The sequence below is a fragment of the Streptomyces sp. NPDC102514 genome, assembly GCF_055584525.1.
Map to the genome: position 1 here is coordinate 18,929 of NZ_JBVJLW010000034.1, position 17,843 is coordinate 36,771.

At 70.6% G+C, this 17,843-nt stretch carries 16 protein-coding genes; 9 read left to right on the top strand and 7 right to left on the bottom strand.

The features are described from left to right. The first annotated feature begins 127 nt into the window (after positions 1-127). Positions 128-403: a GlsB/YeaQ/YmgE family stress response membrane protein gene (locus ACZ60E_RS43785; protein WP_469447970.1), complete on the top strand. Its 276-nt coding sequence runs from the start codon at positions 128-130 to the stop codon at positions 401-403. 134 nt (positions 404-537) lie between these two features. Here ACZ60E_RS43785 and tyrS read toward each other — a convergent pair whose 3' ends face one another. The 3 genes from tyrS to ACZ60E_RS43800 all read right to left on the bottom strand — a co-directional run bounded on the left by tyrS (position 538) and on the right by ACZ60E_RS43800 (position 4,883). After that, positions 538-1,803, bottom strand: a complete 1,266-nt coding sequence (gene tyrS, locus ACZ60E_RS43790) for a tyrosine--tRNA ligase (protein WP_469447986.1) — start codon at positions 1,801-1,803, stop codon at positions 538-540. Between the two features lie 79 nt (positions 1,804-1,882). Continuing rightward, positions 1,883-3,277 (bottom strand): metallopeptidase TldD-related protein, encoded by a 1,395-nt coding sequence (locus ACZ60E_RS43795; protein WP_469447971.1) that lies wholly within the window; start codon positions 3,275-3,277, stop codon positions 1,883-1,885. Positions 3,278-3,359: 82 nt separating this feature from the next. Then, positions 3,360-4,883, bottom strand: coding sequence for a TldD/PmbA family protein (locus tag ACZ60E_RS43800; RefSeq protein ID WP_469447972.1), 1,524 nt, complete (start codon positions 4,881-4,883; stop codon positions 3,360-3,362). A gap of 185 nt (positions 4,884-5,068) precedes the next feature. On the opposite strand from ACZ60E_RS43800, the gene fabG reads away from it, so the two are divergent. The 3 genes from fabG to ACZ60E_RS43815 all read left to right on the top strand — a co-directional run bounded on the left by fabG (position 5,069) and on the right by ACZ60E_RS43815 (position 7,178). Further along, positions 5,069-5,788 (top strand): 3-oxoacyl-[acyl-carrier-protein] reductase, encoded by a 720-nt coding sequence (fabG, locus tag ACZ60E_RS43805; RefSeq protein ID WP_469447973.1) that lies wholly within the window; start codon positions 5,069-5,071, stop codon positions 5,786-5,788. A 5-nt stretch (positions 5,789-5,793) separates the two neighbouring features. Beyond that, complete coding sequence (gene fabI, locus ACZ60E_RS43810; RefSeq protein WP_384814979.1) at positions 5,794-6,564, top strand: enoyl-ACP reductase FabI; 771 nt, start codon at positions 5,794-5,796, stop codon at positions 6,562-6,564. A gap of 260 nt (positions 6,565-6,824) precedes the next feature. Next, complete coding sequence (locus ACZ60E_RS43815) at positions 6,825-7,178, top strand: hypothetical protein (RefSeq protein WP_469447987.1); 354 nt, start codon at positions 6,825-6,827, stop codon at positions 7,176-7,178. Here the strand turns inward: ACZ60E_RS43815 and ACZ60E_RS43820 are convergent. Continuing rightward, a complete protein-coding gene (locus ACZ60E_RS43820) occupies positions 7,162-7,887 on the bottom strand; it encodes a FadR/GntR family transcriptional regulator (protein WP_469447974.1) in 726 nt (241 codons plus the stop codon). The two genes, ACZ60E_RS43815 and ACZ60E_RS43820, sit on opposite strands and share 17 nt — an antisense overlap. Before the next feature lie 49 nt (positions 7,888-7,936). On the opposite strand from ACZ60E_RS43820, the gene ACZ60E_RS43825 reads away from it, so the two are divergent. The 4 genes from ACZ60E_RS43825 (at position 7,937) to ACZ60E_RS43840 (ending at position 10,640) form a co-directional block, all read left to right on the top strand. Beyond that, positions 7,937-9,286 (top strand): CynX/NimT family MFS transporter, encoded by a 1,350-nt coding sequence (locus ACZ60E_RS43825; protein ID WP_469447975.1) that lies wholly within the window; start codon positions 7,937-7,939, stop codon positions 9,284-9,286. A 185-nt stretch (positions 9,287-9,471) separates the two neighbouring features. Next, positions 9,472-9,588, top strand: coding sequence for an SGM_5486 family transporter-associated protein (locus ACZ60E_RS43830; protein WP_107017780.1), 117 nt, complete (start codon positions 9,472-9,474; stop codon positions 9,586-9,588). A gap of 195 nt (positions 9,589-9,783) precedes the next feature. Then, on the top strand, positions 9,784-9,999 hold the full coding sequence (locus ACZ60E_RS43835; protein ID WP_384814972.1) for a hypothetical protein: 216 nt from the start codon (positions 9,784-9,786) through the stop codon (positions 9,997-9,999). Between the two features lie 125 nt (positions 10,000-10,124). Then, complete coding sequence (locus tag ACZ60E_RS43840) at positions 10,125-10,640, top strand: SixA phosphatase family protein (protein WP_469447976.1); 516 nt, start codon at positions 10,125-10,127, stop codon at positions 10,638-10,640. A 103-nt stretch (positions 10,641-10,743) separates the two neighbouring features. Here the strand turns inward: ACZ60E_RS43840 and serB are convergent, their stop codons facing one another. Together serB and ACZ60E_RS43850 are read right to left on the bottom strand one after the other, a co-directional pair. Then, positions 10,744-11,961, bottom strand: a complete 1,218-nt coding sequence (serB, locus tag ACZ60E_RS43845) for a phosphoserine phosphatase SerB (protein WP_469447977.1) — start codon at positions 11,959-11,961, stop codon at positions 10,744-10,746. 130 nt (positions 11,962-12,091) lie between these two features. Next, on the bottom strand, positions 12,092-14,023 hold the full coding sequence (locus ACZ60E_RS43850) for a streptophobe family protein (protein WP_469447978.1): 1,932 nt from the start codon (positions 14,021-14,023) through the stop codon (positions 12,092-12,094). 242 nt (positions 14,024-14,265) lie between these two features. Between ACZ60E_RS43850 and ACZ60E_RS43855 the strand changes: the two genes are divergently transcribed. After that, on the top strand, positions 14,266-16,761 hold the full coding sequence (locus ACZ60E_RS43855) for an ABC transporter ATP-binding protein/permease (protein ID WP_469447979.1): 2,496 nt from the start codon (positions 14,266-14,268) through the stop codon (positions 16,759-16,761). An 85-nt stretch (positions 16,762-16,846) separates the two neighbouring features. On the opposite strand, the gene ACZ60E_RS43860 is transcribed toward ACZ60E_RS43855, so the two are convergent. Further along, on the bottom strand, positions 16,847-17,554 hold the full coding sequence (locus ACZ60E_RS43860; RefSeq protein WP_469447980.1) for a transglycosylase SLT domain-containing protein: 708 nt from the start codon (positions 17,552-17,554) through the stop codon (positions 16,847-16,849). Positions 17,555-17,843: the final 289 nt, after the last annotated feature.

Sequence of the window (17,843 nt, forward strand, 5' to 3'; positions counted from 1 at the left end):
CGGGTCGGCTCCGGTCCGGGTGGGGACGACTGCGCCGTACCGCGTATGGCCGTACCCGACATGCGGCGTACGGCACCCGGGCCGACACTGGGCGTAATGCTCGCGTAGAGCCGTATAGGAGGCAGCCATGGGCTGGTTGTGGGCGATCATCGTGGGATTCGTACTGGGCTTGCTGGCCAAGGCGATCATTCCTGGCAAGCAGCACAGTCCGCTCTGGCTCACGACGATCTTCGGAATCATCGGCGCGATCGTGGGCAACGCGATCGCCCGCGGTATCGGCATCGGCGAGACCAGCGGAATCGACTGGGGCCGTCACGCCCTCCAACTGGTGGCCGCGGTCATCATCGTCTTCCTGGGAGACATGCTCTACACGGCAATGAAGGGCAACAAACAAAGAGCCTGAGCGAAGGCAAAAAGATTGCGCAGTTCCCCGCGCCCCTGGAAAGGGGCGCGGGGAACTGCGCAATCTTTTGCTTTCAAGGGGCGCGGGGAACGGCGCGACCAGCCACAACGCACCCGCACCCGAAGACGCACCCCTTACGGCGCGACCTCCACAGCCGCAAGCGACTTCTTCCCCCGCCGAAGCACCAGCCACCGCCCGTGCAACAGATCCTCCGCGGAGACAACCGCGTCCTCGGACGCGACCTTCACATTGTTCACGTACGCGCCCCCCTCCTTCACGGCCCGCCGAGCGGCGGACTTGCTGGGCACGAGCCCGACCTCGGCGAACAGGTCGACCACGGACCCCGGCTCGGCCACCCGCACCCGGGGCAGCTCGGACAGCGCGGCACTCAGCGTCGCCGCGTCGAGCTCACTCAGCTCCCCCTGCCCGAACAGCGCCCGTGAAGCGGCGATCACGGCGGCGGTCTGCCCGGCCCCGTGCACCAGCGTCGTCAGCTCCTCCGCCAGCGCACGCTGCGCCGCGCGGGCCTGCGGACGCTCCTCGGTCAGCTTCTCCAGCTCCTCGAGCTCCGCCCGGGACCTGAAGGACAGGATCCGCATGTACGTCGAGACGTCACGGTCGTCCACGTTCAGCCAGAACTGGTAGAACGCGTACGGCGTCGTCATCTCCGGGTCGAGCCAGATGGCCCCGCCCTCGGTCTTGCCGAACTTGGTGCCGTCCGCCTTGACCATCAGCGGCGTCGCGATGCAGTGCGCCTGCGCGTCCGGCTCCAGGCGGTGGATCAGGTCCAGGCCCGCCGTGAGGTTGCCCCACTGGTCGCTGCCGCCCTGCTGGAGCGTGCAGCCGTACCTCCGGTACAGCTCGAGGAAGTCCATGCCCTGGAGCAGCTGGTAACTGAACTCCGTGTAGCTGATGCCCTCCTGTGACTCCAGACGCCGGGCGACCGAGTCCTTGGTGAGCATCTTGTTGACGCGGAAGTGCTTGCCGATGTCCCGCAGGAACTCGATGGCCGACAGACCGGCCGTCCAGTCCAGGTTGTTCACCATGACCGCGGCGTTCTCACCCTCGAAGGACAGGAACGGCTCGATCTGGGAACGCAGCCGGCCGACCCAGTCGGCGACCGTCTCCGGGTCGTTCAGCGTGCGCTCCGCCGTCGGGCGCGGGTCGCCGATCTGACCGGTCGCCCCGCCCACCAGGGCCAGCGGGCGCAGACCCGCCTGCTGGAGCCGGCGCATGGTGAGGACCTGCACCAGGTGCCCGACGTGCAGGGAGGCCGCGGTGGGGTCGAAGCCGCAATAGAACGTGACGGGACCGTCCGCGAGCGCCTTGCGCAATGCGTTCTCGTCGGTGGACAGGGCGAACAGCCCGCGCCACTTCAGGTCGTCGACGATGTCCGTCACGGTTCTCATGTCTCCTAGCAAGATCTTCGTGCAGTCGGAAGGACAGCCCCGGGGGCAGCCGACTGCGAGGCTACCGAGGTTATACGCCCTGACTGACAGAGCTCATATTGAAATCCGGCACCCGCAGCGCCGGCATCGCGGCTCTGGTGAACCAGTCGCTCCACTCGCGCGGCAGCGTCTTCTCGGTCCGCCCCGCCTCGGTCGCCCGCCCCAGCAGCCCCACCGGCGACTCGTTGAAGCGGAAGTTGTTCACCTCGCCGGTGACCTCGCCGTTCTCCACGAGGTAGACGCCGTCCCGGGTCAGCCCGGTCAGCAGCAGCGTCGCCGGATCGACCTCGCGGATGTACCAGAGGCAGGTCAGCAGCAGCCCGCGCCCGGTCGCGGCGACCATCTCCTCCAGCGAGGTGTCGTCGCCGCCGTCGAGAATGAGGTTCCCGATGCCGGGAGCCACCGGCAGCCCGGTCAGGGCCGCGCTGTGCCGGGTGCTCGTCAGGCGCTTCAGCTCGCCCTCGCGGACCCACTCCGTGGCCTTGAGCGGCAGTCCGTTGTCGAAGACGGAGGCGTCGTCCCCGGAGGAGTGGGTGAGGACGAAGGGGGCGCTTTCGAGCCCGGCCTCGTTCGGGTCGCTGCGCAGGGTCAGCGGCAGCTCGGTGAGCCGGTCGCCGACGCGCGTGCCGCCGCCGGGCTTGCTGAACACCGTCCGGCCCTCGGCCGCGTCCCGGGCCGCCGCCGACCACAGCTGGTAGATCAGCAGGTCGGCCACGGCGGTCGGCGGCAGCAATGTCTCGTACCGCCCGGCGGGCAGGTCGATCCGCCGCTCCGCCCAGCCCAGCCGGACGGCCAGCTCGGCATCGAGCGCCGCCGGATCGACGTCCTTGAAGTCCCGCGTGGAGCGGCCGGCCCACGCCGAGCGCGTACGGTCCGGGGACTTGGCGTTCAGCTCCAGCGTCCCGTTGGGCTGGTCGTGCCGCAGGCGCAGCCCCGTGGACGTCCCCAGGTAGCTGGTGACCAGCTCGTGGTTGGCGAAGCCGTACAGCTCACGGCCGCCCGCACGCGCGCGTGCGAACGATTCGCCGAGCGCCGGGGCGAAGTCGGTGAACACCGCCGACGAGGTCTCGGCGGGCGCGTCCGTGAAGTCGGGGGAGGCGGGCACGCCCTCGACGAGCGGCTGCGCGTCCTCCGCCGGACCGGCGCTCCGTGCCGCGGCCTCGGCGGCCCGTACCAGCGGCTCCAGCTCGTCGGCGGTCACCGCGGAGCGCGAGACGACTCCGGAGGCGGTGCCCTCGCGGCCGTCGACCGTGGCGACGACGGTCAGCGTGCGCCCGCGCGTGACACCGTTGGTGGTCAGCGCGTTGCCCGCCCAGCGCAGGTTCGCGGTCGACCGCTCGTCGGCGATGACGACACATCCGTCCGCCCGGGACAGTGCGAGGGCGCGCTCGACGATCTCGTGCGGCTTGTTCGTACGAGCACTCATCGCCCGGCCTCCTGCGTGGTGTTGAGACTGTGCTTTCCCGGGGAGTAACCCCCGGACCCCCAGCCGATTCCTGTGCTGATGCTCATCGACCGGCCTCCTGCGTGGTGTTGAGGATGTTGACGCCCTTGAAGAGGGCGGAGGGGCAGCCGTGCGAGACCGCCGCGACCTGGCCCGGCTGGGCCTTGCCGCAGTTGAAGGCGCCGCCCAGGACGTAGGTCTGCGGGCCGCCGACGGCCGCCATCGAGCCCCAGAAGTCCGTGGTCGTCGCCTGGTAGGCGACATCACGCAGCTGGCCCGTGATCTGCCCGTTCTCGATCTTGAAGAACCGCTGGCCGGTGAACTGGAAGTTGTAGCGCTGCATGTCGATCGACCAGGACCGGTCGCCGACGACGTAGATCCCCCGGTCGACGCTCCCGATGAGGTCGTCCGTGGACATCCCCGCCGGATCGGGCTGCAGCGACACGTTCGCCATGCGCTGTACGGGCACATGGCCGGGCGAGTCGGCGTACGCGCAGCCGTTGGACCGTTCGAAGCCGGTCAGCTTCGCGATCCTGCGGTCCAGCTGGTAACCGACGAGCGTGCCGTCCTTCACCAGGTCCCAGGACTGCCCGGCCACGCCCTCGTCGTCGTACCCGACGGTCGCGAGCCCGTGCTCGGCGGTGCGGTCGCCCGTCACGTTCATCAGCTCGGAGCCGTACCGCAGCTTGCCCAGCTGGTCGAAGGTGGCGAACGAGGTCCCGGCGTACGCGGCCTCGTACCCGAGCGCGCGGTCCAGCTCGGTGGCGTGCCCGATGGACTCGTGGATGGTCAGCCACAGGTTGGACGGGTCGACGACCAGGTCGTACACCCCGGCCGTGACGCTCGGCGCCCGCATCTTCTCCGCCAGCAGCTCCGGGATCCGCCCCAGCTCCGCCTCCCAGTCCCAGCCGGTGCCGGTGAGGTACTCCCAGCCGCGCCCGACGGGCGGCGCGATCGTGCGCATCGAGTCGAACTCGCCGCTCGACTCGTCGACGGCCACGGCGGTCAGCTGCGGGTGCAGCCTGACCCGCTGCTGGGTGGTCACCGTGCCCGCGGTGTCCGCGTAGAACTTGTTCTCGTGCACGGTCATCAGCGAGGCGTCGACATGGCTGACCCCGGGCGCCCCGAGCAGCCGCGCACTCCACTCGGCCAGCAGCCCGGACTTCTCCTCGTCCGGTACGGAGAAGGGGTCGATCTCGTACGAGGAGACCCACGTCCTGTCCGCGTGCACGGGCTCACCGGCCAGCTCGACGCGCTCGTCGGAGCCCGCCGCCCTGATCACCTTCGCCGACAGCTTGGCCATGGCCACGGCCTGCGACGCCACCTTCGCGGCGGCGTCCATCGTCAGATCGACCCCGGAGGCGAACCCCCAGGTGCCGCCGTGCACGACCCGTACCGCGTACCCGAGGTCGGTCGTGTCCGACGATCCCGCCGGCTTGGCGTCCCGCAGCCGCCAGGACGCGCTGCGCACCCGCTCGAACCGGAAGTCCGCATGGTCGGCGCCCAGCGCCCGCGCCCGCGCGAGCGCCGCGTCGGCCAGGGCCCGTAGCGGCAGTGCCGTGAAGGCTTCGTCGATGGAATGGGGCACGGAGGTCTCCCTTGTTGTCGCCTGTCGGTTCCGATCATGTCGCGCGGGCGGGCCCGACGGCCAGGCTTTTCTGTAGGGACCCGACAGCGAGTCCCCCGAGCCACTGTCGGTGCCCGATTCTCCGCGGGGCCGACCGTACCGATAGGTTTTCGAGGTACCAGACCGGCTATCGAAAGGGTGATCCGTTGAGCCGCTCGGTTCTCGTCACCGGAGGAAACCGGGGCATCGGCCTCGCCATCGCCCGCACGTTCGCCGACGCGGGCGACAACGTCGCGATCACATACCGTTCGGGCGAGCCCCCGGCCGCCCTCACCGAACTGGGCTGCCTCGCGGTCAAGTGCGACATCACCGACACCGAGCAGGTGGAGCAGGCCTACAAGGAGATCGAGGCCGCGCACGGCCCGGTCGAGGTCCTCGTCGCCAACGCCGGTGTCACCAAGGACCAGTTGCTGATGCGGATGTCCGAGGAGGACTTCACGTCCGTCCTGGACACCAACCTGACGGGCACCTTCCGGGTCGTGAAGCGCGCCAACCGCGGCATGCTGCGCGCGAGGAAGGGCCGTGTCGTCCTCATCTCCTCGGTGGTCGGCCTCCTCGGCTCGGCCGGCCAGGCGAACTACGCGGCCTCGAAGGCCGGCCTGGTCGGGTTCGCGCGCTCGCTCGCCCGTGAGCTGGGCTCGCGCAACCTCACCTTCAACGTCGTCGCGCCCGGTTTCGTCGACACCGACATGACGAAGGCGCTCACCGACGAGCAGCGCGAGGCCATCGTGAAGCAGGTGCCGCTCGGCCGGTACGCGCAGCCCGAGGAGATCGCCGCAACGGTGCGGTTCCTCGCCTCGGAAGAGGCCTCGTACATCACTGGAGCCGTCATCCCCGTAGACGGCGGACTGGGAATGGGTCACTGATCACCATGAGTGGAATTCTTGAGGGCAAGCGGGTCCTGATCACCGGTGTGCTGATGGAGTCGTCCATCGCCTTCCACACCGCGAAGCTGGCCCAGGAGCAGGGTGCCGAGATCATCCTGACCGCGTTCCCGCGGCCCACGCTGACCGAGCGCATCGCACGGAAGCTTCCCAAGCCCACCAAGGTCATCGAGCTCGACGTGACCAACGACGAGCACCTCGGGCGGCTCGCCGAGGTCGTGGGCGCGGAGCTGGGCAGCCTCGACGGCGTCGTGCACTCCATCGGCTTCGCCCCGCAGGACGCCCTCGGCGGCAACTTCCTGAACACGCCGTTCGAGTCGGTCGCCACGGCCATGCACGTCTCCGCCTTCTCCCTGAAGTCGCTGACCATGGCCTGCCTGCCGCTGATGCAGAACGGCGGCGGCTCGGTCGTCGGCCTCACCTTCGACGCCCAGTACGCGTGGCCGCAGTACGACTGGATGGGCCCGGCCAAGGCCGCCCTGGAGGCCACCAACCGCTACCTCGCCCGCGACCTGGGCAAGCAGAACGTGCGCTCCAACCTCATCTCGGCCGGTCCGATCGGTTCGATGGCCGCCAAGTCCATCCCGGGCTTCGGCGAGCTGGCCGCCGTCTGGGACGACCGCGCGCCCCTGGAGTGGGACCTCAAGGACCCCGAGCCGGCCGGCCGCGGTGTCGTCGCCCTGCTCAGCGACTGGTTCCCGAAGACCACCGGCGAGATCATCCACGTCGACGGCGGGCTGCACGCGATCGGCGCGTAGTCGCCGCCGCACAGGTGCTTCCACGGTCGGCGCCCCGTTCCCCGCAGTGCGCGGGGAGCGGGGCGTCACCCGTTCGGCCCCACCGGCCGGGCGGCCGTGAGGGGTAACGGCCCACTCTGGAGGAGGAGTTCTCCGAAGCAGGAGTTCTCCTCCCGAGATGCCCTCCAGAGCCCGGCCGAGGAGGTCCCTTTGTGCGCCTGTCCCAGGCCCGATGCACGCATCGGCTCCCCAGGAACGCTTTCGCGGCGGCCCCCGCCGCGCTGTTCGCCGCTCTGACCCTGCTGCTCGCGGCGCCTTCCGACGCCGCCTCGCACTCCGCGCACGGCGCACACACCGCGCACGGCGCGGGAACGACGCCCCACGCGCGCGTGCCCGCCGAGAAACGGCCCTTCGGAGCGGCCTGCCGGACCGTCGTCGACGGTTCACATGTGACGGCGGACTGCCACAACCCCTATCCGGAGTCCGACCACGTCGGTCTGCACATCGAGTGCGACCGGTGGTGGGACATCGACGCCGACGGGGCGAGGGTCGAGGCGGGCCCCGCGCAGAACGTCCGGCTGACCGGCCGCTGCTGGAAGGAAGTCCGCTCGGCGTGGGTCAGCCACGAGAAGTGACGTTCCCCGCCTGTCCCGCAGGGCCCGCGGGCCCGGGCCGCCCCGGGCGGCACAGGAGGAACGGATAGCCGGCCGCCTCCGAGGCCGCCGTCTGCGCGTCGCCCGCGCGGATCGCGTCCACCAGGCGTGTGTGGTCCATGTGCGTCTCGGGCGTCAGCTCCTCACCGACGTCCTCGCGCAGCCAGTCACGCACGACCTCGCCCAGGTCCGCGTACATCGCCGTCATGACGTCGTTGTGGGATGCGGCGACCACGGCCAGGTGGAAGGTCGTGTCGGCGGTCACGAAGGCCTCCGTGTCGCCCGACTCCCAGGCCTCCTCCCTGCGTACGAGCAGCGCGTCCAGCTGTTTGAGATCGCGCTCGGTACGGCGCTCGGCGGCCAGCCTCGCCGCGCTCGACTCCAGCGTGGAGCGCAGCTCGGCGATGTGCCGCGGGTCGGCGTCCGCGAAGCGGCGGTGCATCACACCGGCCAGCTCGCTGGTCGCCAGCACGTACGTGCCCGAGCCCTGCCGGATGTCGAGCAGACCGTTGTGCGCGAGGGCCCGCACGGCCTCCCGGACCGTGTTGCGGGCCACTCCCAGCTGCTCGACCAGCTCGGGCTCGGTGGGGATGCGGGAGCCCACCGGCCACTCTCCCGAGGTGATCTCGTTCCGCAACGCGGCGATGACCTGCTCGGACAGGGCCGAACGACGAGGGTGGCTCAGGGGCATGACGGTCCTTCGCGCCAGGGGGTTGGACAACCAATCATCCCATGATTCTATGATGGGGTTCATGACAGGCGAGGAAACCAGGACGACCGTGTCCCCATCGATACCGACACAGACACCGATACGCAGCTCCGCACAGGACGTGGATGTGCACACGCCCCCCACGCGCGCGTGGATGACGCGTCTGGTGATCGCCGGCATCGTCCTGACGGCCCTCAACCTGCGCCCCGCCATCACCAGCCTGGGCGCCCTCCTGGAAGAGGTGCGCGACGGCCTCGGCATGAGCGGCAGCGTCGCCGGGCTCCTCACCTCCGTACCGCCGCTCTGTTTCGCCGTCTTCGGCGTCATGGCACCGCGCCTCGCCCGTCGCTTCGGACTCGCCGCCGTGGTCTGCGCGGGCATGCTGGCGATCGGTACGGGTCTGGTGCTGCGGCCCTTCGTCGGGGGCACCGCGGGCTTCCTGGTCGCCAGCGCCCTCGCCCTCATGGGCATCGCCGTCAGCAACGTCCTCATGCCGGTGATCGTCAAGCGCTGGTTCCCGGACCGGGTCGGCACCATGACCGGCCTCTACTCCATGGCCCTCGCCCTCGGCACCGCCGCCGCGGCCGCCGTCACCGTGCCCATGACCCGGGCCCTGGGAGGCAACTGGCAGACGGGCCTCGCCGTCTGGGCCTCCCTCGCGGCTGTCGCCGTCCTGCCCTGGATCCCTCTCGTACGGGCCAAGGGCACGCCCCTGTCCGCCGATGCGGCTCCTGGGGGCGCCGCCCCGGTCACGGCCCCGAGCACGGCCTCCGGAGCGCGTCAGGAGGCCGCCCCGCTGCGGATCACCCGCAGCCGTACCGCCTGGGCGCTCGCCGTCTTCTTCGGACTCCAGGCCACCGCCGCGTACATCACGATGGGCTGGATGGCGCAGATCTTCCGGGACGCCGGCGTCCCGGCGGGCACCGCAGGGCTGCTGCTCGCGGTCACGATGGTGATGGGCGTGCCCCTGGCCTTCGTCATCCCGCGGCTGGCCACCCGGCTGCCCCACCAGGGGCCCATCGTCGTCGCCCTCGGCCTCTGCGGGTTCGCCGGCTACGCGGGGCTCTATCTCGCCCCGGCCGCCGGCGCCTGGGCGTGGGCCCTGCTGCTCGGCATCGCCAACTGCGCGTTCCCGCTGGCCCTCACCATGGTCGGCATGCGGGCCAGGACCGGCGCGGGAGTCGTGCAGCTGTCGGCCTTCGCGCAGAGCACCGGCTACCTCATCTCGATCCCCGGCCCGCTGCTGGTGGGCGTTCTCTACCAGCACAGCGGCGGCTGGGGGCTGCCGATCGCGCTCATGGCGGGCCTGATGGTCCCGCAGATCGTGGTGGGCGTCCTGGCGGGCCGCGACCGCACGGTGGAGGACGAGGCCGCGCGGTGACCACCGCTCCCGGACCGCGCGGTGATCGCTCCTTCCGGGCCGTGCGGCGACCGCTCCCTCCGGGCCGCGCGACGAGCGCCGCTTCCGGACCGCAAGGTGATCGCCCGCTCCGGGCCGCGCGACGACCGCCCTCGGACACCGACCCCACCCGTGAGGATCCGGGCGAAGAGTGCGAGACTGGGCCCATGCCCGTGCTCGATCCGAACCCCAAGAACGGCCAGAAGAAGATGCTTCTCGTCTTCGGCGCGTTCCTCCTCATCTTCGTGGTCATCGGCGTCATCGCGTCCATCGCCTCACCCTGACCGCCCCGCCCTGATCGCGCTCCGCCGAGCCCTCCCGGGAGCGAAGGGTGGGGTTATCCCCCCGTCCCCTAGGGGGTGAGTGTCAGGGTCAAGTGGGTGGATCACCGGATGGGTTGAGGGTTCCCGAGTCCGTACCTTCGAGATGTGACCGCGACGACGCGGACCACGGACCACTCGAAGCCCCACGGAGGCGGCATGTCGGCCCCAACGCACACCCCGCCCCACCCGGCGACCGGGCGCGGCGTCGAGACGCGACTGCCCTGGTGGGCGCTGCTGCTCCCCGCCCTCGCCTTCGCGGCGCTCCTGCTGCTGATACTGAACCCGGCGGACGCCCACGCGGCGGGCACGGACCCGGCGGTCGGCAGCCTCTTCGAGCGGATCCAGCAACTGGTGCTGCACCAGGGCTCGTGAGCCGCCCGCACCCCGGCTCGTGAGATCGTGCCGCGCCAGGGGCTCCTGAGCTCCCCGTGCCCCGTGGTGGGGCAGCGCATCAACTCCCTGCGCCCCGTGGCGTGTTTCATGCGAAGCTGGGACCCATGAGCGTCGCAGAACCCCGCAGGATTGTCCTTTTCCGGCATGCGAAGGCCGACTGGCCCGAGGTGCCCGACCACGAGCGTCCGCTGGCCGAGCGGGGCCGCAAGGACGCCGCCGTCGCCGGACGCAAGCTGGCCGACACCGGCATCCCCTTCGATCTGGCCCTCTGCTCCACCGCGACCCGGACCCGCGAGACCTGGAAGCTCGCCGTCCAGGAACTGCCGCACCGGCCGAAAACGGTCTACGAGGAGCGGCTCTACGAAGCCTCCCCGGGCGAGCTGATCGCCGTACTGAACGAGACCCCGGACGACGCGCAGAACGCCCTCCTGATCGGGCACAACCCCGGAGTGCAGGGCCTCGCCGACATCCTGGCGGGCCGGTCCGAGGCCGACGCGCAGGAAGGGGTGAGCCGCGAGTTCCACCCCGCCGCGTTCGCCGTGCTCTCCTTCACCGGGTCGTGGAAGAGCCTGGAGCCCGGCGCGGCCACCCTGCTCGACTACTGGGACCCGTCCGAGTGAACGGACCGTGAGCGCGGACGGGGCCCGGCACCATCGTGGTGCCGGGCCCCGTCCCTGTCGCGGGAGACCCCGGGTGCTCGCGGGAGCGCGCACCCGAGGGCTGTCAGTCGACGTGCATGTCCGCCGCCTCGACCTCTTCGCGCGTCACGCCCAGCAGGTAGAGGACCGTGTCCAGGAAGGGGAAGTTCACCGCGGTGTGCGCGGCCTGGCGCACCACCGGCTTGGCGTTGAAGGCGACTCCGAGACCGGCCGCGTTGAGCATGTCCAGGTCGTTGGCCCCGTCACCGATCGCCACCGTCTGCGAGATCGGAACGCCCGCCTCCGCGGCGAACCGGCGCAGCAGTCGTGCCTTGCCCGCCCGGTCCACGATCTCGCCGATGACCCGGCCCGTCAGCTTCCCGTCGACGATCTCCAGCGTGTTGGCCTGGGCGAAGTCCAGCCCGAGCCGTTCCCGCAGATCGTCCGTCACCTGCGTGAAGCCGCCGGAGACGACACCGACCTGGAAGCCGAGCCGCTTCAGCGTACGGATCAGCGTGCGCGCCCCCGGTGTCAGCCGCACCTCGCTGCGCACCTTGTCCACCACGGAGCCGTCGAGCCCCTTGAGCAGCTGCACGCGCGCGTGCAGGGACTGCTCGAAGTCCAGCTCGCCGCGCATCGCGGCGGCCGTCACCTCGGCGACCTCGGCCTCGCAGCCGGCGTGCGCCGCGAACAGTTCGATGACCTCGTCCTGGATGAGCGTGGAGTCCACGTCCATGACGACCAGGCGCTGGGCCCGCCGGTGCAGCCCGGCCGCGACCACCGCGATGTCGACGCCGAGTGCGGCGGCCTCGGTCACCAGCGCGGTCCGCAGTGCCTCCGGCTCCGTACCGGACACCGCGAACTCGACCGCGGTCACGGGGTACTTGGCCAGCCGGAAGATACGGTCGATGTTGCCGCCGGCCCCGGTGATCCGGGCGGCGATGGCGGCCGTCGACTCCGCGGTGAGCGGATGTCCGAGAACGGTCACCAGCGACCTGCCGTGCCCGCGGGGCCGGTTGTCGCCGTGACCGGAGATGATCTCGGTCTGCAGCCGCATCGAGTCCGCCCAGCTGTGCACGGTGGCGCGCAGATCGCCCTCCAGGCCGGCCGGCGGATGCGTCACGAGCGCGCACAGCACGATCCGGCCACGGGTGACGACCTGCTCGATGTCGACCACGTCGACCGAGTAGGCGGCGAGGGTGTCGAAGAGCCCGGCGGTGATACCGGGGCGGTCCTTGCCGAAGATCTTGACGAGGAGAGTGGGGACATCAGTGGGAACATCAGGGGTCTGTGATGCGCTCATGGTGCTTACACCGTATCCGGCACTCCGTGCCGAATGCCCCCGAGGTCCGCCTGACGGACAGGGAACAGTACATGTCGTCCGGGTGTCCCCGGCCTTCACGGGCCGTGTCGGCCCCGCGCACGCTCTCCGGTCAGCGGCGCCCGCCCGGCCTGCGGGGCGGCGGCGGGGGAGGCAGCTCGTCCGGCGGGGGAGGCGGCCCGTCCTGCGACGAGCGGGGCCGGCGCCGGGCTCCGGGCCGCGGAGACCCCGGTCGGGGCGTCGGCGGGAAGGGGCCGATCATCGTCTGCGCCCCGTACACGTCGTCCGGCACGTCGTCCGGCGGACGCGAGCCCGGTGGCTGCCCGCCGCCGCTCGGAGGCTGTCCGCCGGGCCCTGATTGCCCGCCTGGAGGCCGTGGCCGGCCACCAGGGGGCTGCGGCTGCCCGCCGGGAGGCCGTTGCTGTGTGCCCGGCTCGCGGGGCTGTGCGCCGGGCGGCCGGGAGCCGCCGGGGGACTGGGGGCCGGAGCGCCGTCCGGGCCCTGACTCCCGTAATTCGTCGGGGATCCGCAGATAGGGGTTCGTCTCCGGGTTTGTCGGCCGGAACGGCGTCCCGGGACGGTACGGACCGGCCTCCCCGGCCGGCTGCCCCGCCGCCTGCCCGGCCGCCTCCGCGTACGAGGCGACGGCCTCCGGCGCGGTCGCGTCCGCGTCACCCCGTGCCGGCGGCGCCGCCTGCCGGCCGGCCGCACCCGACGCGCACGCGAGCAGCGCGCCCACCGCTCCCGCGACCGCGCCCCACAGCGCGCCGAGCAGCAGCGCCATGCCGAGCTGCCCGCGCAACTCGATCCCGGAGTCGAACGCGTCTATGCCGAGCACGGACAGCGAGGCGTTCACGGACACCTCCGTCAGCCAGACCAGCAACGGCAGCACCAGCGCGGTCACGATCGCCAGCCGCAGTGCGCAGCGCGCCGCGAAACCGAGGACGCCCCGCTCCCGTACGAACGGGGTGCGCGCCGCGGTCAGGACGCCCGCGAACAGCATCATCAGGGCCGCCGCGATGCCCAGCAGCCAGACCCGGCCGTCCAGTTCGGCCAGCCTGGCCAGGGTCACGGGCTTGTCGGAGAACTTCAGGAGGTCGTCCATGGGATCCGGCAGGAACTGCAGGAACGGCCCCGTGGCTGTCCCGTCCCACGGCACGAAGAGCCCGATCGGGATGCCGAGCCACACGCCGTTGGGCGCCCCGAGCAGGGCGGCGCCGGCGATCCGTTTCGGGTTGTCGTCGCCGATCGCCGCGTACGACGCCGCCGCGAAGCCCGCGAGGACCGCCACCAGCAGGACCGTGACGAGCGCGGACACCGCCGGACGCACCACGCGGTGCACCGCCGTCCAGCCGCCCGGCAGCGGGGTCCTGCGCGAGGCCAGCAGCGCGATCAGCAGGATGCCGAGCACCCAGCCGAGGCCGCCGAGGAGCGTCGGCACGGTGTCGACGGTGAAGCCCACCTTGGCGTTCGCGTCGGCGAGGTCCCCGAGCCGGTCCGGCAGCAGACCGCCGATGTTGCCGAGCCCGGGCACCTCCACGTCGTCGGGGACCCCGCCGCCCGGCAGCTTGTCGAGCCCGAGCGCACCGCCGTCGATCGTGATGATGTCGTGTCCCGCCCAGGCGAGACCCCCCAGCAGTGCCACGAAGAGGGCGGCCACCGTGCCCGCCCGCGCCAGCAGTTCGGCGGGCGCGATCACCGCGCCCGCCCCGCGCAGGGAGCGCAGGAAGAACCAGGACAGCAGCAGCGCCCCCACCAGGCTCACCCCGAGTGGCGTGATCTGGAGGGCGGTGTCGGCCTGGGCACCTTCCAGCCCGAACGCCGACATATCGCCCGAGGGCGTCACCGAACCGCCCGCCCCGAGCGCCACGAGCGCCGCGGTCATCGGCCCGAGCGAGGCCGTCTCGCCGGCGCCGAGCAGATGCAGCCCCAGCGCGGCCACGCCCGCCATGCCGATCAACGCCCAGCTCACGGCGGCGATCGAGGACAGCAGCACATCGCCCACCGGCACGCGCCTGCCCTGTCCCACGGACCCGTCGCTCATCATCAGCCCCCCGACTCCGCACCCGCGACACCTCCGCCGCGGTGTCCCCCTCGCGTGGGATTACCACTCTCCGGTCCGGTTTCAACCCCGTCAACGGAAACGGACAAGACGCCCGTACTCGGTCTTCGAGAGGCCCGACTTTCGGTCAGGGGCCTCCTACTGAAATAGTTCCCCACGATGTTCGACATCCCTAGACTCCCTGTGTTGGGGGTACATCGGGGGACAACACAGTGGGGCATGGAGTGCCGGAACTCGTACTGGAATTGAACGGACGGACCTGGACGCTCGAAGCGTCCAGGCCATACACCCTCGGACGCGATCCGCAGGGGGACATCGTGCTCGAGGACGCCAGGGTGTCCTGGCGTCACGCCACGATCAGTTGGGGCGGCCGCAGTTGGGTCATCGAGGACCACGGCAGCACCAACGGCACATTCGTGCAGGGGCAGCGGATCCATCAGATGGAGATCGGCCCCGGCTCGGCCGTGCACCTCGGCAACGCGACCGACGGGCCACGCCTGAGCCTGACGGGCGCCGCGGCCGCGGCACCGCAGGCACAGCCCCAGCAGCAGCCGTACGCCGCTCAGGGCGCCCCGGCGGCCGGCTGGGCCCAGCAGACGCCGCAGGCGCCCGAGCAGAGCTGGCAGCAGTCGCAGCAGGGCGGGCACATCCCGCAGCAGCAGGGCTCCGGCGGCGCCGCGGGGGCGCCGCCGGTCTACGGTGACCGCAGCCCGACCACGTTCCACCAGATGTCGCTGGGCCGCGTGATGCGAATCGGCCGTGCGCTGGAGAACGAGCTGGTCGTGTCCGACCTGCAGGTCTCGCGGCACCACGCCGAGTTCCACGCGACGCCCGACGGGCGTTACGAGATCCGTGACCTCGGCTCGCACAACGGCACGTTCGTCAACGGTATGCCGATCGCCAAGGGCGGCTCCGCGCTGCTCGGCGCGAACGACATCGTCGGCGTCGGCCACTCGACGTTCCGCCTGGTGGGCGACCGCCTCGAAGAGTTCGTCGACACCGGTGAGGTCTCCTTCTCGGCCCGCCACCTGACCGTCACGGTCGACGGCGGCAAGCAGATCCTCAAGGACGTCTCCTTCGGCGTGCCGGAGAAGTCGCTCATCGCGGTCATCGGACCCTCGGGCTCCGGCAAGTCGACGCTCCTCAAGGCGCTCACGGGCTACCGCCCCGCCAACGAGGGTGACGTCCTCTACGACAACCGAAACCTCTACAAGCAGTTCGCCGAGCTGCGTCAGCGCATCGGTCTGGTCCCGCAGGACGACATCCTGCACAAGGAACTGACCGTCAAGAAGGCCCTCAAGTACGCGGCCAAGCTGCGCTTCCCCGCGGACACCACGACCCAGGAGCGCGACTCCCGGATCGACGAGGTGCTGCGCGAACTCAAGCTCGACATCCACAAGGAGAAGAAGGTCACCTCCCTCTCCGGTGGCCAGCGCAAGCGCGTCTCGGTGGCCCTGGAGCTGCTGACCAAGCCGTCGCTGATCTTCCTGGACGAGCCGACCTCCGGCCTCGACCCGGGCATGGACCGCGATGTCATGCAGCTGCTGCGCGGCCTCGCCGACGACGGCCGCACGGTCCTCGTCGTCACGCACTCCGTGGCGGAACTCGCCATCTGCGACAAACTTCTGGTCATGGCGCCCGGCGGATCGGTGGCCTATTTCGGTCCGCCCGAGGAGGCACTGAACTTCTTCGGCTACGACACCTGGGCCGATGTCTTCTCCGCCTTCGAGAACTACCGCGACTACGACTGGGCGGGCCGCTGGAAGGGCTCGCAGCACTACCAGATGTACGCCGCGGACATCGACGCGGTCGCCCCGCAGTCCGTAGCCATGCCGCCGCCGCAGGCGATGCGCCCGCCGAAGCCCCAGGGCTGGGTCTCCCAGCTCGGCACACTGGTCCGGCGGTACGTCTCGGTCATCGCGTCCGACAAGGGCTTCCTGGCCCTGACGGTGATCCTGCCGGCGGTCCTCGGCGCGGTCAGCCTGCTCATCGAGCCGGACAAGACGCTGCTGGTGAACACGAAGCTGCAGCCCAACGGCCTGCCCATCCCGAACAGCACGGCCGCGACGGTGCTGCTGATCCTCGCGGTGGGTGCCTGTTTCGCGGGCGCCGCGAACTCGGTCCGTGAGCTGATCAAGGAACGGGTCATCTACGAGCGCGAGCGGGCGACCGGCCTGTCGCGCTCCGCGTATCTGATGTCCAAGGTGATCGTCCTCGGTGTCATCACCATGTTCCAGGGCGCTCTGGTCGGCGCGATCGGCTTCATGAGCCGGACGATCCCCGACAAGGGACTGATCCTCGGCGGCGCGGTCGCGCTGGAACTCTCCCTGCCGATCATGGCGCTCGGCTTCACGTCGATGATGTTCGGTCTGGTCATCTCCTCGCTGGTGAAGACCGCCGAGAAGACCATGCCGCTGCTGGTGATGTTCGCGATCATCCAGGTCGTGTTCACGGGCTGCCTGTTCCCGTTGAACGGCGCTGTGGGCGTCAACCAGATCTCGTATCTGATGCCGTCGCGCTGGGCGGTCGGTGCCTCCGGGGCCACGCTCGACTTCAACAAGATCAACCCGCACAACACGGCCGAGACCGATCCCCTGTGGGATCACACGGCGCTGACCTGGATCCTCGACATGACGGCGCTGTTCGCCCTCGCCGCGGTCTGTGCCTTCATGGTGGCCCGCTTCCTGCGCCGCCACGAGCCGGAGGTCATGCGCAAGTAGTACGCCGCGAGCGGCACGCGCGAAGGGCGGCACCCCGGTGGGGGTGCCGCCCTTTCCGGCGTACGGGCAGAGGTCCGCGCAGACCTCAGTACGCGCTGTTGACGTTGTCGATCGAGCCGTACCGGTCCGCCGCGTAGTTGGCGGCGGCGGTGATGTTGGCGACCGGGTTGTACTGGCTGTGGACGGTGCCGGCGACGTGGTACGCGTCGAAGGTCGGCTTGATGACCTGCAGCAGACCGATGGAGGGGACGCCGTTGATGGCGTTGATGTCCCAGCCGTTGATCGCGTTCGGGTTGCCCGAGGACTCCCGGATGATGTTGCGGTGCAGACCGTCGTACGTACCCGGGATGCCGTGCTTCTTCATGATGTCCAGCGACTGGCGTATCCAGCCGTCCAGGTTGTTCGCGTAGGTCTTCGCGGCGACCGGCTTGACCGCGGCACGCTGGGCGGACCGGCTTGCGGCCTCCTTGGCCTTGCGGGCGTCGGCGGCCTTCTTCGCCGCGGCGGCCTCTGCGGCCTTCTTCGCGGCGGCGGCGTCGGCCGTCTTCTTCTTCGCGGCGGCGGCCTGGGCGTCGGCCAGCTGGCCGCTGAGGCCGACGGTCTTGACCTTCAGCTCCTGCGACGAGAACGCGGCGGGAGCGGCGGAGACCGAGTCGGCGCTCGCCTTCGTGTCGGCGGGAGCAAGGGAGAACGCGAGGGCGGCGGCGCCGAGCGTGGCGACCCCGGCGAACGAGAGCTTGTGGACCTTGGTCATGGCGGGGATGCGACCAGGAATGCTGTGCTGCTTGGGCATGGCTGGAGGACCTCTTCGAATAGCGCGGAGGCCGCTCTCGATCCGATGGGGACAAAGAGTGTTTCCGGATCTGACGCCGTGGGTGAGCACCTCCGGCATCGAGCGACGGGAGCCATTGTTAGCGGCCCGAATTTTCGATGGCAAAGGTGTGACGTACGACCTCGGGTAGTGGACCCCCGAAGGGCAAATCGGGACAGACCAATACGTCTGCCCCGCTCACCAGGAGTCCGGTTGTCTCCTATGCCCCTTCGTACGTGATGTGCGCCCTATGTGCGGGCTCACACCGGAC

Coding starts and splice junctions, on each gene's coding strand:
- ACZ60E_RS43850 (WP_469447978.1), bottom strand. CDS start 14,023: ATGAGCGACGGGTCCGTGGGACAGGGCAGGCGCGTGCCGGTGGGCGAT.
- ACZ60E_RS43785 (WP_469447970.1), top strand. CDS start 128: ATGGGCTGGTTGTGGGCGATCATCGTGGGATTCGTACTGGGCTTGCTG.
- ACZ60E_RS43840 (WP_469447976.1), top strand. CDS start 10,125: ATGAGCGTCGCAGAACCCCGCAGGATTGTCCTTTTCCGGCATGCGAAG.
- ACZ60E_RS43835 (WP_384814972.1), top strand. CDS start 9,784: ATGTCGGCCCCAACGCACACCCCGCCCCACCCGGCGACCGGGCGCGGC.
- fabI (WP_384814979.1), top strand. CDS start 5,794: ATGAGTGGAATTCTTGAGGGCAAGCGGGTCCTGATCACCGGTGTGCTG.
- ACZ60E_RS43860 (WP_469447980.1), bottom strand. CDS start 17,554: ATGCCCAAGCAGCACAGCATTCCTGGTCGCATCCCCGCCATGACCAAG.
- serB (WP_469447977.1), bottom strand. CDS start 11,961: ATGAGCGCATCACAGACCCCTGATGTTCCCACTGATGTCCCCACTCTC.
- ACZ60E_RS43825 (WP_469447975.1), top strand. CDS start 7,937: ATGATGGGGTTCATGACAGGCGAGGAAACCAGGACGACCGTGTCCCCA.
- ACZ60E_RS43820 (WP_469447974.1), bottom strand. CDS start 7,887: ATGCCCCTGAGCCACCCTCGTCGTTCGGCCCTGTCCGAGCAGGTCATC.
- ACZ60E_RS43795 (WP_469447971.1), bottom strand. CDS start 3,277: ATGAGTGCTCGTACGAACAAGCCGCACGAGATCGTCGAGCGCGCCCTC.
- ACZ60E_RS43830 (WP_107017780.1), top strand. CDS start 9,472: ATGCCCGTGCTCGATCCGAACCCCAAGAACGGCCAGAAGAAGATGCTT.